Source organism: Parapedobacter pyrenivorans, from assembly GCF_014636865.1.
In the GTDB taxonomy this organism is placed as follows: Bacteria; Bacteroidota; Bacteroidia; order Sphingobacteriales; family Sphingobacteriaceae; genus Parapedobacter; species Parapedobacter pyrenivorans.
The window spans coordinates 292,234-306,283 of record NZ_BMER01000002.1 but is presented as its reverse complement, the minus strand read 5'-3'; the positions used below and the strand labels follow the sequence as shown (position 1 = coordinate 306,283).

The following is a 14,050-nucleotide window of genomic DNA, read 5'->3' as shown; positions in this document are numbered from 1 at the left end:
CTATTCGTTTACCTGATTGTATAGCCTTACAATTTCATTGACGACTAAATCCGGTTCGTCGTAGAAAACATAGTGATCGGCATTTTCGGCTAAGACGTATTTTCGATTCTTCTTATCCATGGCGAATCTTCTTAGCCCATCTAAAAACAACTGCCGGTCATTCCCTTCAAACGGTGTTTTTCCAGACGCTATAATGGTCAGGGGTGTTTGGATGGATTTTGAGATTTCACGCATTACCTCACTGGTACGCTCATAATTTAAAACAAGGTGGTAGAAACCAATGCTTTCCTTTTTAATCGATACCAAGCTATCTATAAAGAGTTGTTTAGTCTGCGTTGCCCGTTGCGCGGTCATGAAATCAGGGCTCACGATGTCGATAAAAACAGCTCCCTTTACCTTATCCGGGGCATTGGAAATAAATTTCATGGCATAATTTCCTCCCAATGAATGGGCAACCAGAAAGTAATTTCCGTCAAACTGTAATTGTCTGAGGCCCAGTTGCAAATTGTTTGCTTCACTGGTAATGTCGATCTGGTTAGTGTCTATTTCACTTGTGCCAAATCCCGCCCTATCGTAGGTGACGAGTGGCGCATCGATATGTTGCCGGAGCCGCTCACATACATCGTTCCAAACGGAGCCATCATTTCCGGCACCTGATTCAAAAACAATCGGCATGCCCATACCCGAAGTCACACGAAAGTGGAGGTGATGGTTTCCTACGTTGATAAGGGTGTCTGTCGATTGGCTTAGGGCACCTGTACCGAAGAAGGCAACCAGTGATACCGTAAGCATAGCAATAACTTTCATGCTGTTGATTTATTTATTGCATTGAATCTTCATGTGACCGGTTTTCAAATATACTGTTAAATTCCGCTATTCCGATTTTTATGCCCCGTTTCGGAAAATGTCATCCGCCACGACCCGTCGTTAGGTCGAATTCGTCGTAAGCGTTTAGGAATTAACTCAAAGAATCTTATTTTTATGGCGGAAACCATCTATAAGCATTTGTCTACTTTAGTTTAACTACGTACATGACCAAATCACCCGTAAGCCATGCAGACTATTGGCCGCTCTTTCACCGTGTTGCTTTCCGATTTGCCGCTATATTTCTGTTCTTGTATGGGACTAGACTCTGTTGAAATTAGGCTTCGGCAACGCGACTTGGAATCGTTTCGTTTGATAGGCACTCGATTTCGCTGGATACAAGAATACCCGTAGGTGATTACAACGAAATCCTATAAGGGAACGGCTTGTCGGAATGGCCGCCTCTAATTCGAGTATGGTAAGAGTTGCTATAAATAGAACGACGTGTTCGTATACTTTATTTTGCAACCGAAATTATTGTCCAAAACGTTCTTATCTTCAGAACGATGCCCCTAGATTTGTGTTTCACCAAAGAAAAACACATGGAATTCAATCCGAACAATCCCGTTGTGAAACGCTGCCTTGAAGGCATGGACATGGCCGAAAGCGGAAACCCCGAAGAGGCAAGCCGGCTGTTCCTTCAGGCTTGGCACGAAGCCACGGACGATCTTGAAAAATTTATTGCCGCATACTATGTAGCCCGACATCAAGAAAGCAATGCCGATAGGCTACAATGGTATGAAACCGCTTTGCAGTTTGCGTTGGCGATAAACGACGGTTCCGTACACAGTGCTTTTGCTTCGCTATACGCTCATATTGCCAAATGCTATGAAGCCTTGGGCAATCCTGCCCAGGCAAAGAAGTACAACGAACTGGGAGATGCTGTTGCCAGCAAACCGGCAGACAGCGGCCCTTTCTATCATGGAACGCGAGCCGACTTGAAAGCGGGTGATTTGCTTACCGCGGGGCGTCCATCCAATTACCATCCCGGCGTGATCATGAATCATATTTACTTCACCGCCATGGTTAATGGGGCAGGGTTTGCCGCTGCGTTAGCAAATGGTAACGGGCACGAGCGTGTTTACATCGTCGAACCGACGGGGACCTTTGAAAACGACCCGAACGTTACGGACAAAAAGTTCCCCGGCAACCCGACGCGTTCTTACCGGACCAAAGCCCCTATGAAAATCGTTGGCGAAGTAACGGAATGGGTGCGGCAAACGCCAGCGGCCATACAGCAATTCCGGGAAAAATTGGCCAAAAATAAGGGGGAGATCATTAATTGACAGGTGCTATATTTTTAAGTATAATACTTTCTTTTTAACCACAAACTTGCCCTCACCAACAATATCAGTATTGGCACTTCTACAAGTGGGCCGATAACGCCCACAAATGCCTGTGGCGAATGGATGCCGAATACCGCGATCGATACGGCTATCGCCAGTTCGAAATTATTCCCTGTGGCTGTAAATGCAATGGAAGCATTTTTGTCATAGGGAACCTTCAACGATTTGTTGATAAAGAAGCTCACGAAAAACATCAGTACGAAATAAATGATCATCGGTACAGCTACCTTTACGACATCCATTGGCAACTCCAATATCTTGTCGCCCTTCAGGCTGAACATCAATACGATGGTAAACAACAAGGCGTACAAGGTAATGGGCGATATTTTTGGCGCAAATTTTCTATTATACCATTCCATACCTTTTAACTTTACCAGTGCATAACGGCTTGCAAAGCCCGCTAAGAACGGAATACCCAAGTAGATCAGCACGCTTTCGGTTACGTCTTTCATGGATACGTTTACGTTGAAATTGGCTAAGCCCAATTTGTTGGGCAGTACGTTGATGAACAGCCAAACAAAGAAACTGTAGCTTATTATCTGAAAGATACTGTTCAATGCTACCAATAATGCCGTATATTCCCTGTTTCCTTTTGCCAGGTCACTCCATACGATGACCATCGCGATACATCTTGCCAAGCCAATCAGTATCAGGCCGGTCATGTAATCGGGTTCGTTCCGTAAAAATAGTACAGCTAAACCGAACATCAATACCGTACCGATAACCCAGTTCAACAATAACGATATACCGATTACCTTGATGTCTTTAAATGCCTTGGGTAATAGGGAATAATCCACCTTAGCCAATGGGGGGTACATCATCAATATGAGCCCGATTGCCAGGGGGATATTGGTCGTGCCTACGGATAATGCATCTGTCGCATTGGAAATGTTCGGAAAGAAATATCCCAGCCCTATACCCGTCGCCATCGCAAGGAATATCCATAAGGTCAGGTAACGGTCAAGGAATTTTAGTTTCGGCTGCATCGGCTATCGTTTAACCCTAGAAAAAACATGGAACATCTCCTGCGCTATCTGCAGACTGCTTTCGGCATATACCTGTACCTGTTCGGGCGTACCATCTGAAATCTTGGGGTCTTCAAATGTGATGGGTATTCGCTTTTCCGCACCGGCAATGAACGGGCATCCGCCGTCTGCCTGCGAACAGGTCATAATGGCGGCAAATGCCGATACAGGATTGAAAGGGCTATCGTATTTTTTGGAGAACCCGATGATGGGCAACGCATCATCGCTGTATTTGATGGCATATACCGGATTAGCGGTTTCCGCAATCCTGAAAATGTTAAAGCCTTGATCGGTCAATGTTTCCGCTATTTTCGGGAATAGTGCCGTTTCTTCCGTACCACCCGAATAGCAATGTACGTTCGGAATGGTGAAGTAGGCACTCGCCACCTGCGCCCACACCTGTGCCAAGTGGCTTCTACGTGAATTATGGGTACAGATGAAATGGAGGTTTATATCCGCTCCGATGTTCGCTTTTTGCTGTACAAAGTCTACCAGCGGTTGCAGTACGGTTTTGCGTTCTTCGTTTACGGTCTGAACGTCAATAATCCCCTGTATGGTTTCAGCTAAATTTTTATACATTCCGGTTGGTCTTTAGTGTTTAGCAACATCCCGAATCCGCAGTACAGCAATTGCTGTTCAACTCCGATAACTTTACTTTCTGTTTCTCCGAAGGGATACCGCAGGCATCGCCTGCCAAGCAGGCTGTCTGTTTGTTCTTCAGGATGAAATGCCTGCCATCAAAATCCAAGTCAAATTTGCCAATCGTTTCGTTTTGGTATTCTACCTCTATTTCGGCATCCGCCATGCCTAATTTCTCTTCCGAAAGCTTAATGATGTTCAATAGCTTGGTCGGCTTCAGTCTATGCGCGTAGTCATTGGCATCCCACAGTTGGAAGTTCACCACTTTCTCTGTACGGACAACACCACCGCAATCAATAAAATGTTTGGTGATCTGTCCGATTTCCGTCACGTGGAAGTGTTCGGGAACAAATGTTCCGTCCGCTAGCTTAAATTCAACATTGTCTAGTGTTGGCAGGATTTCTTTGATTGTTGATAGTTTCATAAGTGTAAATTTTTATTAAACGACGTATTGTAATATTACGATGATAAGGGTAAAAAAAATATTATGAGCAGCAACCGGTTACCTTTACCTCTTGGTTGAAGAATGCATTAAATGCCGCTTGGATTTGTTTCCACAGTTTCTCATCAATGCAATAGCAAACGGATTTGCCCTCAATCGTTCCCTGGATGATACCGATGTTCTTCAGCTCTTTTAAGTGCTGGGAAATGGTGGCCTGCGCCAATCCCAGTTCATCAACCAAATCATTGCAGATACAGGCTTTCTGATTGATGATATACTGAAGAATGGCAACCCTTGCCGGATGCCCTAAGGCCCTAAACAAACCAGCCAGTTTGTTCTGTTCGTCCGTAAATATTTCTGATTTCGTAAGCCCCATGGTTTTCTATAACATCGCAATATTACGATATAATAATTGATTCTCAAAGATTTTTTGCCTGTTTTTTTCGTTAACGCCGATCTGTGCGAGCGTTGCAGATGTACTGTGTTAAAGAATGTTAATGTGTAACTGATAGTTCTTAAGTCAGTTACGGGTGGCGTATATTTGAGTTTGTTACATCTCCAAACGCGATTATAAATGCTAAAGCAAAATTTCAAAGCCGCATGGCGGAGTATCTTCAGATACAAAACCTACCATTTTATCAATATCGGAGGTCTCGCCATCTCGATGTCCGTGGTCATGCTGATTATGTTTTGGATACAATCTGAGCTAACTTTTGACGCGTACCACAAAGATGCAGCACAGCTCTATTTGCTTAGCGAGTTCGACGAATCGGAAGGCGAATTGGCGGAGTCCAGTCCGTACGCGGCCTACCAAACCCTCAAGGCCGAGGTACCCGAAATAGCGCTCGCTGCAGCAGCCAGTCGGGGTTATTTTCCCATTATAGCTGTCGGTTCTGAACGCTTTTATGAGCACAACGCACTGTATGTCGATTCAAATTGGACCCAGCTGCTTGACTATACACTGCAGGAGGGAACGTTTGATATCTTTAAGCAGCATACCAATCAGATCGCTATCAGCCGTACCAAGGCCCGCCAATACTTCGGCAACAGATCCGCGCTGGGGCAATCCATCCGTATCGATTCCACGGCGGTAACTGTAGGAGCCGTCTTTGCAGATATCCCGTCCAATTCTTCGTTTCGGCAAGATGTTTTGATCCCGCAGCACATCCTTTTTAGCAGTAGTTATTTCCATCAAGACGGCAGTTGGTCGGATAGATCCTCATGGGTGGTACTCAAATTAGCACCTGGAACCAACCCTGCTTCGGCAGCAAAAAAAATAACGGCTATTTACCGGGCGAATCACGCCTACTACGAAGGCAAGTTGGCACACCAGGAGCTGGTGCCGATTACTGATTTGCATCTTCATAAGGGCTTTAGCTACTCCGATCTGCCCAAAGGCAATACGAATACCATCCGTGTGTTTGCATTGTTGGGCGCACTGTTACTTCTCACCGCCTGTGTCAACTTTGTAAATTTATCCGTCTCCCGCGCAAGTTTACGTACCAAAGAAGTGGGAATCCGCAAAGTGGCCGGCGCAAGTAAACGCCAGTTATTCTTCCTGACCATGACCGAGAACATGGTAGCCATTGCGATATCCATGGTGCTGACCATCACCATGGTGATCCTATTCCTTCCCGTTTTCAATGCTCAGTTTGAAACGCACCTTTCTTTCTCATTATTCGATATACAAACAGTGGTCGCGATGCTTCTGGTATTTCTGGTCGTGTTGGTATTGACCAGCGTTTATCCTGCTCTTTTGATCAGCAACATCAGTCCCCTTCAACTGTTTCGGGGGCGCGGCGCCTTGCGCATCGGCAACGTAACATTGAGAAACAGCCTATTGGTCGGTCAGTTGGTGCTCGCCATCGGTATGATCATCAGCGTACTGGTCATTCAAACACAGTTTCGCTATGTTCAGCAACAGGCATCGGGATACCGGATGGATCAGGTGTTCCGGTTTGTCGCAGCCATGCCTGATAACATGTTGTACGGCGGTCAGTTTGAACAGGTAGAAGCATTTCGTCAAAACCTGCAAACCCTCAAATCCGAATTACTTTCCAGCAGCGCCATCAAAGGTGTTACAAAGGTCAATGGCGTTTCCCTTATTGATAATCCGGCCCCTATGGGCCTTGGCTACACGTGGGGCGGCTATCCACCCGTGGACCAGCCCCAACAAGCCGTTCAGCTTTCTATCGACCATGATTACCTTTCGTTGGCCAACCTCCATATTCAGGAGGGGCGGTGGTTTGACCGTGCGAATCCGTCCGATAAAAGGAACATTGTCATCAATGAGACAGCCGTAAAAACATTCGGCTTAAAAGAACCGGTAGTGGGAACGACCTTCGATCAGCAAGGTTTCCGTCAGGGCACTGTTATCGGCGTGGCAAAAGACTTCCATCATGCCAGTCTGCATGTCCCTATACAGCCTGTGATTCTTGAGCTCGACCAGCATGGGATGGGCCTTGTATTTCTTGTGGAGGCGCAGGCCGGCCGCGTCAAAGATGCACTCAACGCAGTTGGGGAGGTGTGGAAGCAATATTATCCCGGCAAACCCTTCGAATACCAATTTGTTGATGAAGAGTTTGATAATTTATATAAAGAAGACCGAAAAGTATTTGTCGTTTTGCTCACCTTCACTTCACTCAGTCTTTTGCTTTCATCGCTCGGGATCTTGAGTATGGCGTTGTTTTCCGCTCAACTGCGCGGAAGTGAAATCGGTATCAGGAAGGTGCTGGGCGCCACGGTGGCAAATATTGTCGCCTTGTTGAGTCTGAATTTTGTGAAGCTAGCACTTGTTGCTTTCGTAATCGCGAGCCCCATCGCTTTATGGGCTGTAAAACGATGGCTGGAAAATTTCGCCTATCGCGTCACCATCCCGTGGTGGGCGTTTGTGATTGCCGGTCTTGCAGGCATTGTTCTGGTACTCCTCTCGGCAAGTTGGCAGGCAATACGAGCAGCGACAGCCAATCCGGTCAAGTCGTTGCGGGATGAGTAATCATTTAGGATGGTGCAAGGCGGTTAAACTGTCGTTTTCTATTTGAAAGCATTGGATAGCTGAACAAGTACATGATCAACTATCCATCGCCAAGTACTTACTATCTTGTCGTATAGCCACCGTTTGCAAAGATGGTTTGTCCGGTAATCCACCACCCGTCGGTCACTAAGAATTCTACCAGCGGTGCGATGTCTTTAATATCGGTCAATCCGCCCAAATCCGAAGCCTGTTTATGATACGCAACGGCATCATCATTTTCCTGGCCGTAGAAAAAAGGTGTATCCATTGGTCCCGGAGCTACTGCGGTTACGGAAATTCCGCGTGGGCCAAACTCTTTAGAGGCCGCTCTGGTAAAATGCTCTACAGGAGCTTTGGCTCCTGCGTAGGTAGAATAATACCCTGTAAAAGCAGCCAGCAACGAGGTCACGATGGTATTGACCTTACCATTATCGTTCAGCTTTTTGCCGGCTTCCTGTATAAAGAAATAAGCCACTTTGGAGTTGATGTCGCTCATGCTGTCGTATTCCTCTTCGGTGGTTGCTACGAAAGGTTTCTTCAATACTTTTCCTACGGTATTGATGGCTATATCAATACCTCCGAATTTCTCGATAGCAGCGTCAAAAAGTTTGGAGATGTTCTCCACCTTGGTCAGGTCGCCCTGGAAGAGTGTTGCTTCCGCTCCAATTGCGTGTACATCTGCCAGTGTTTTTTCGGCATCTGCTTTGGTACTATCGCTGTTGTAGTGAATTACAAGTTTCGCACCATTAGCCGCAAAATTACGGCTCAATAATCCTCCTAAGTTCTTTGCACCGCCTGCAATTAATACTACTTTTCCTTTTAAATCATTCCTTGCCATTGCGTTATGTTTTAATGTTTTACAATTAATACGACAAAGTTGTGAAGGAAAAGTAATTCCATCGTGGTGAACTTTTCGGAAGTTTTTATGCTATTTGTTTTTTCTGAATTGTCCTGCTGTCTGACCAACGAATTTTTTAAAGAATTTAGAGAAATTAGATGGATCGTAAGTCAGTATCCTTGCAATTTCGGAGACGGACTTGTCTGTTTCGGAAAGCATGATCTTTGCCTGCTCAATTATTTTGAGGTCGTAATAGTGGCAGGGATGGTTTCCGGTCTGTTTCTTTATGGTGTCTGTAAGGTGTTGGTGCGAGAGGCATAATTCTCCGGCAATCTGGTTGATTTCCATAAAATCACTTACCCTTCCCGTTATCACATCGGCAATGTGCTTGTCTAAAAGCCGAAAATAATCCCGGGTTATTTCCTCACTTCTATCTGATATGTCTGACGCTTTAAACTCCATTTCTCAATTACTCACCTTACAAAGGTAGCGATTTTGAAAAGCCAAGTATGGTGAACTTTTCGGTAAAAGAGGGCGCATCAGCCGTCCATCAGATGCCGAAGATAGATTTCAGGATTAAAATGAAACGCATGCAACCTCGAGTATCAGGATTCAATTTTTGGGGGGAAATAAAAAAAAGTTTGTATACTTAGAACTTCTATGTATGTTTGTGGCGTTATGAAAGAAGTTGGAAAAGACCTAATAGCCAGTTCTCTTGCGCCGATGGTATTAATGATCCTGAAAAGGCAGGAGAGTTATGGATATGAACTCATTCAACATCTCAAGGAAAAATCCGGCGGACACCTCGATGTAGCAGAGGGTACGTTGTATCCCGTGCTCAAAAAAATGGAAGCCAAGAAGTGGATCGAAGCCGAATGGAAGAAAGCCGACAATGGAAGAGAGCGTAAATATTATAAGATTACAGGCAAAGGAATGAAAGAGTTGGATTCCCAAATAGGCCAATGGACCTTCGTTTATGATTTAATGCAACAATTATGGCAACCTCATTTAACATTGAACAAGCAGTAGAGAAGCACGTCGCAACAATTGCGTCAGCAGGCAGTTTGCTTCCTGATGATGCGAAAGAGCTCGCTAGCCATCTCATCGACTCCGTTATGATGCTCGCTAAACAGGGGCTTACCGAAGAGGAAGCCTTTATGGTTGCCACGAAACGTTTGGGTACCCAGCAGCAATTGGTGAGGGAATACGAGAAAGTAAATCCTTCAGTGAAGGTTAATCGGATTTGGGTTCATTTTATTTTTGGGTTTGTCGCATTGACAGGCTTATGGTGGTTAGGCAAGGCTATTTTAACTTTTGTCTATGGCAGTGCCCTGAGAAGCGGCGATGTAACCCAATTTTCGCTCTCCTTAGTTGCTGCCATACATTTGACGCTTTGTTTTGCGATTGGTTTACTGGTATACCACAAGCGCGCCATCGCTGCCTATCTGCAACGGAAACTCCAACGGCGGCCACTGTTAATGCTGGTTAACGCGGCCCTGCTCATGGTGGTGGCATCATCGGTACAGAACGCTGTACAACTCAACACCAAAAAAGACGTCATTTTCATTGCGCTCTATGAGTTTATAAATCCTTACGTAGAATTTACGTTTTACCTGCTGCTATTCATGCTGTTTATCGGCTTGGTCAGTATGTTTTTCACCGTAAAGAACCCCGAAAATGCTACGTTGAAGCGTGTTTTCAGTCGACCCTCCATCTGGTTTCTATTGGTAGCTGGGTTTGCCACCGAGCTTTTAGCGGCTAGCACCCGTGTTCTTCCACCGCATAATGCAGCGCTGATTGCCGGGTTATATTTCGGAGCAGTTTATTTCGTTGGAGCTTTTGCAATCAGTTATTACAATCGGACAGGTACCATAAAGTACCTTTTCTGGTACGGTATTCTTGGATTAGCTATTGAAATTAGTGTTGGTATTCAAGCCGATTTGTCCAGGCTAAATGACGGATATTCCATCATGACGCCTTATTTTGTTATTGGACTGTTGGTCGGCTTGGCTGGCGGTTATCTAGGCGGGCGCTTTTTTAACTATCGTTTATCCGGCAGGGACCTCCTGAATACCGCGTGAAGTTAATTGGAGACATTTCAACCCATAGCGCATTCCCTTTAAGGCAAGATTAGCTCGTTGGCTGCTTGGGTGAGAAGTCAAATTCGATAAAATTAGGGCCATAAAAGAACATATCAAGGCTGTCAAGGATTTTCGGGATTCGGTTTAAGACCTCCTGTTCAACACGCTGATGGTTAGTTTTTTTACTGTTTCCATCTCTTCCGGTTTGCTCGCTGCAATGAACCGTCTCCGGTTCAGACTTGCGATGACGGTTTCTTTTCGTTTCCGCAACTCAGGGCTAGTCACGCTTTTGTCACAAACAGCGTTTTTGCTTCTGAACTTTTAAACAAAGTAATTTCGGACGTTTAAACAAAGTCATCCATTGATGGCCTATCTACCTTTGTTTCGTTGATAAAAATTAAAATTAAAGAGATGAAACAGCACAATTATCAAGGAGCATTACAACAGCCGATCGGTTCGGGCTTCGACGCAAAATCAACTTCGAGAGAAGTAATTAAGGGCATTGACCTGATGGGAAAAATCGCGATCGTAACAGGCGGTAATACTGGCATCGGGTTGGAGACGGTAAAGACACTGGCAAGTGCAGGAGCCACCGTCATCGTTCCTGCAAGGGACATGGAGAAAGCGGGGAAAAACCTGCAGGGCATTGCACATGTAGAAATAGAACCGATGGACTTAATGGATCCGGCTTCTATTGATACATTCGCCCAAAAGTTCCTGGCTTCAGGAAGACCGCTTCATTTATTGATCAACAATGCAGGAATTATGTGGGTACCACTACGCAGAGACAGCCGTGGTATCGAATCGCAACTGGCGGTAAACCATCTGGCGCAGTTCCAGCTCACGGCGAGGCTATGGTCGGCACTTAAAAATGCCAACGGTGCAAGGGTGATCAACGTGTCTTCTCACGGCCATCATTTCGCGCCTTTCAATTTTTACGACCCGAATTTCGAACATCGGGACTATGAAACCCTGCAAGGCTACGGGCAATCCAAAACCGCTGTCAACCTCTTTACAGTTGAATTGGACAATCGGGCCAGAGCATGTGGCGTGAGCGCCTACTCGGTACATCCGGGTTCTATCGGAGAAACGGAACTGGGCAGGGAAGCGCCACTGGAATTATTTATAAAAATGGGCTTCTGTGATGAACAAGGCAATATGCTTCCCGAAGTAGCCGCCTCGCTTAAAACCATTCCGCAGGGTGCTTCAACTACGGTCTGGTGCGCTACAAGTCCGCAACTGGAAGGTATTGGCGGGGTGTATTGCGAAGACACCGACGTTGCCGTATTAGCTTCGGATTCCGAAATGTCAAATGGTGTAAAAAGCTATTCTCTGGACGAAGCAGATGCAAAACGCCTATGGAGTTTAAGTGAAGAATTAACAGGCATCAAGTTTCAAATTCTATAACAAGTAAAACCTACAACACCGGCCCGGTCGTGACCCGATAAATTGAAGAAACCAATTTTCTAAATTTGTAATATTGTTATTCAATAGCATGGAACACACATCAAAATACCTTGTCCCCGAGATAAAACTATCCTGCTATGAGGATAAGTTTTCCAGAACGGAGATCATGTTTGACCAGCACATGCTCATCTGGTTCATTTCGGGCGAAACCAAGATCGTGCAGTCAGAAGCAACGCATACATTCAAGACAGGCGATATTTTTCTGATTCCGAGAAATAAGCCGGCGACGGTCATCAATTATCCAACGGAAGGGTTGCCCCATAAAACGGTTGTGATGCTCCTGACCGAAAAAATCCTTCGCAATTTTTACAATGGGCTGGAAGTTAATGCAGAAGCTGCTCCCGTGTCGAAGATCCACCACTTCAAAAACCACCCGTTGCTTGAAAGCTGCCTGGCTTCGCTCGTGCCATACTTCGATATGAAAGAACCGTTCCCCGAAAACCTGGCGTTGCTGAAAATCACGGAAGCGATCAGCATTCTGCGGACCATCGATGCGCAGATTGATGGTGTCCTGGCAAATTTTGATGACCCGCATAAAGTGAACCTGATAAGTTTCATGGAAAAGAACTTTATGTTCAACATGCCGTTGGAGAAGTTCAGCTATCTCACGGGCAGGAGCTTAACCACGTTCAAACGTGATTTTGCAAAAGCGTTTAACACCACACCGCAGCGGTGGCTTACTCAAAAGCGGCTGGAACTGGCACATTACCAGCTTACTGAACGAAAGAACAAGCCCGTCGAGGTGTGCTACGAAGTAGGATTTGAAAATCTGTCGCATTTTTCGTTTGCCTTTAAAAAGCAATTCGGCTACGCACCAACGGAATTGGTTATGCAAAGAGCAGGTCGTTAATATTTTTTGAGCAAGATAATCCCCTCAAAAAAGATGATTACAAAATAAAGTGAAATAAAAATTCGTCACTATGTCCTAACTTTGGTTTAACCAAAGTCAATATGAAAGCGTCGTACCAAAAAAACACCGTTAAGTCCAAGCCATTACAATCCTCCACGCAGCAGCGCGGGCGAGCGACTCATCAATCCGCCTGCTTTGCCGATAATCGCCCGCAAGCACTCAACCAGGCCGCTATCCAACAAATGGCCGATACCAGCCCACGTGGAGATGAAATCACACAATTGCAGGTTAAGGCCAAGGGGGAGCGCCCAAACCGTACCGGACTGCCTGACAGCCTCAAAGCAGGTATCGAAAACCTATCCGGTTACTCCCTGGATAATGTGAAGGTGCACTATAACTCCAATAAGCCAGCACAATTGCAAGCACATGCCTATGCGCAGGGTACGGACATCCACCTCGCGCCCGGGCAGGAAAAGCACCTTCCACATGAGGCCTGGCATGTGGTCCAGCAAAAGCAGGGGAGGGTAAGGCCCACTTTGCAGATGAAGGGAGGGGTAAGTGTAAATGACGATAGCAGTTTAGAGAAGGAGGCCGATACGATGGGGCAATTGGCAGGGCAATCTGTACCGCTAAGGCTGCCCGCAAGAAATATTTTGCAAGCCCGCTTCCATTCAAGCCACGTCTTTCAGCTGGTACCGGTATCTCTGGGTGATGTTGGGAAATATTATTCAATCGTACGGGATGATAACGGAGCTAATGACACCGGGCGATTAGCGAGCATAGACGGGGGCGGATGGTATACGTTCGATGACGTATCTGGCGACAACGGCGTCCGCGTCCGCGGGCAAAGCAATATTATACAGGAAGTGTCCAGTCCGTCAACCCCGATGTTTTCTGTTGGTGGTATCAGTTTTCAAAATCCCATCAATTTTGGCTTCACATCTACTTCGGCATTAAACGCTACCAAGCCATTGGCCCACGGCACATGGGGGCAGCTTACCGGACAAAAAGCTAACAGTGGGGTAAGCATAGGCGATTACGGTTCTTATGGAGGTATCCAGTACCTCGAACAGACCGGCGATGGACTTACCGGAGACCATCAGCCATCGGGGGCAGCCATCAAAGAAGCGATACGTTTGGAATTGCATCGCTCGTTAAATCAGGTGCTCACCCGCGGGATGGCGAGGATTGCTTATCAAAAGGCGATAACCGTTGTCGTTACCGAAGTCTGGCATAGAGCTTCATCCCGCACATATGGCGGACGGAATACGCCAAATCAGATTTCAGATGACGCAAAGGATCTGATGCAGGCTGCGATATGGGATTGGGAGAAAACCGTTCCACATTTACAAAGTGAAGGGTTTTCAAATCAAGAAATTTCGGACATCTGGGACGGTCTAAATGAGTTGCGCGAAGAATTTTTCAAAACAGGTGACCCGCAATTTCCAAAATAGCTGTTATCACAATGCAAAAAAGGTACAGCAA

14 protein-coding genes are annotated in these 14,050 nt (G+C 45.9%); 7 read left to right on the top strand and 7 right to left on the bottom strand.

The features are described 5' to 3' along the window. Window positions 1-807, bottom strand: coding sequence for an alpha/beta fold hydrolase (locus IEV98_RS13155; protein ID WP_188506468.1), 807 nt, complete (start codon window positions 805-807; stop codon window positions 1-3). 929 nt (window positions 808-1,736) lie between these two features. Here IEV98_RS13155 and arr point away from each other — a divergent pair. After that, the gene (gene arr, locus IEV98_RS24735) at window positions 1,737-2,150 is read left to right on the top strand and encodes an NAD(+)--rifampin ADP-ribosyltransferase (protein ID WP_371870672.1); all 414 of its coding nucleotides are present in this window, start codon (window positions 1,737-1,739) and stop codon (window positions 2,148-2,150) included. Window positions 2,151-2,164: 14 nt separating this feature from the next. On the opposite strand, the gene arsB is transcribed toward arr, so the two are convergent. The 4 genes from arsB to IEV98_RS13130 all read right to left on the bottom strand — a co-directional run bounded on the left by arsB (window position 2,165) and on the right by IEV98_RS13130 (window position 4,692). After that, on the bottom strand, window positions 2,165-3,196 hold the full coding sequence (arsB, locus tag IEV98_RS13145; RefSeq protein ID WP_188506466.1) for an ACR3 family arsenite efflux transporter: 1,032 nt from the start codon (window positions 3,194-3,196) through the stop codon (window positions 2,165-2,167). A 3-nt stretch (window positions 3,197-3,199) separates the two neighbouring features. Further along, window positions 3,200-3,814: an arsenate-mycothiol transferase ArsC gene (locus IEV98_RS13140; RefSeq protein WP_188506465.1), complete on the bottom strand. Its 615-nt coding sequence runs from the start codon at window positions 3,812-3,814 to the stop codon at window positions 3,200-3,202. A gap of 19 nt (window positions 3,815-3,833) precedes the next feature. Further along, entirely contained in the window at window positions 3,834-4,298 is a 465-nt protein-coding gene (locus tag IEV98_RS13135; protein ID WP_188506464.1) for a DUF6428 family protein, read from the bottom strand. A 61-nt stretch (window positions 4,299-4,359) separates the two neighbouring features. After that, a complete protein-coding gene (locus IEV98_RS13130) occupies window positions 4,360-4,692 on the bottom strand; it encodes an ArsR/SmtB family transcription factor (protein ID WP_188506463.1) in 333 nt (110 codons plus the stop codon). A 198-nt stretch (window positions 4,693-4,890) separates the two neighbouring features. Between IEV98_RS13130 and IEV98_RS13125 the strand changes: the two genes are divergently transcribed. Next, window positions 4,891-7,311: an ABC transporter permease gene (locus tag IEV98_RS13125; protein ID WP_188506462.1), complete on the top strand. Its 2,421-nt coding sequence runs from the start codon at window positions 4,891-4,893 to the stop codon at window positions 7,309-7,311. A 100-nt stretch (window positions 7,312-7,411) separates the two neighbouring features. On the opposite strand, the gene IEV98_RS13120 is transcribed toward IEV98_RS13125, so the two are convergent. Both IEV98_RS13120 and IEV98_RS13115 read right to left on the bottom strand, forming a co-directional pair. Continuing rightward, complete coding sequence (locus tag IEV98_RS13120; protein WP_188506461.1) at window positions 7,412-8,167, bottom strand: SDR family oxidoreductase; 756 nt, start codon at window positions 8,165-8,167, stop codon at window positions 7,412-7,414. A 90-nt stretch (window positions 8,168-8,257) separates the two neighbouring features. Then, on the bottom strand, window positions 8,258-8,629 hold the full coding sequence (locus IEV98_RS13115) for a helix-turn-helix domain-containing protein (RefSeq protein ID WP_188506460.1): 372 nt from the start codon (window positions 8,627-8,629) through the stop codon (window positions 8,258-8,260). A gap of 216 nt (window positions 8,630-8,845) precedes the next feature. On the opposite strand from IEV98_RS13115, the gene IEV98_RS13110 reads away from it, so the two are divergent. The 5 genes from IEV98_RS13110 to IEV98_RS13090 all read left to right on the top strand — a co-directional run bounded on the left by IEV98_RS13110 (window position 8,846) and on the right by IEV98_RS13090 (window position 14,019). Continuing rightward, the gene (locus tag IEV98_RS13110) at window positions 8,846-9,196 is read left to right on the top strand and encodes a PadR family transcriptional regulator (protein ID WP_188506459.1); all 351 of its coding nucleotides are present in this window, start codon (window positions 8,846-8,848) and stop codon (window positions 9,194-9,196) included. After that, the gene (locus IEV98_RS13105; protein ID WP_188506458.1) at window positions 9,163-10,248 is read left to right on the top strand and encodes a hypothetical protein; all 1,086 of its coding nucleotides are present in this window, start codon (window positions 9,163-9,165) and stop codon (window positions 10,246-10,248) included. The genes IEV98_RS13110 and IEV98_RS13105 overlap by 34 nt, the downstream gene beginning before the upstream one ends. 411 nt (window positions 10,249-10,659) lie before the next feature. Further along, the gene (locus IEV98_RS13100) at window positions 10,660-11,655 is read left to right on the top strand and encodes an SDR family NAD(P)-dependent oxidoreductase (protein WP_188506457.1); all 996 of its coding nucleotides are present in this window, start codon (window positions 10,660-10,662) and stop codon (window positions 11,653-11,655) included. An 88-nt stretch (window positions 11,656-11,743) separates the two neighbouring features. After that, entirely contained in the window at window positions 11,744-12,565 is an 822-nt protein-coding gene (locus IEV98_RS13095) for an AraC family transcriptional regulator (protein WP_188506456.1), read from the top strand. A 101-nt stretch (window positions 12,566-12,666) separates the two neighbouring features. Further along, a complete protein-coding gene (locus tag IEV98_RS13090) occupies window positions 12,667-14,019 on the top strand; it encodes an eCIS core domain-containing protein (RefSeq protein ID WP_188506455.1) in 1,353 nt (450 codons plus the stop codon). Window positions 14,020-14,050 lie beyond the last annotated feature (31 nt).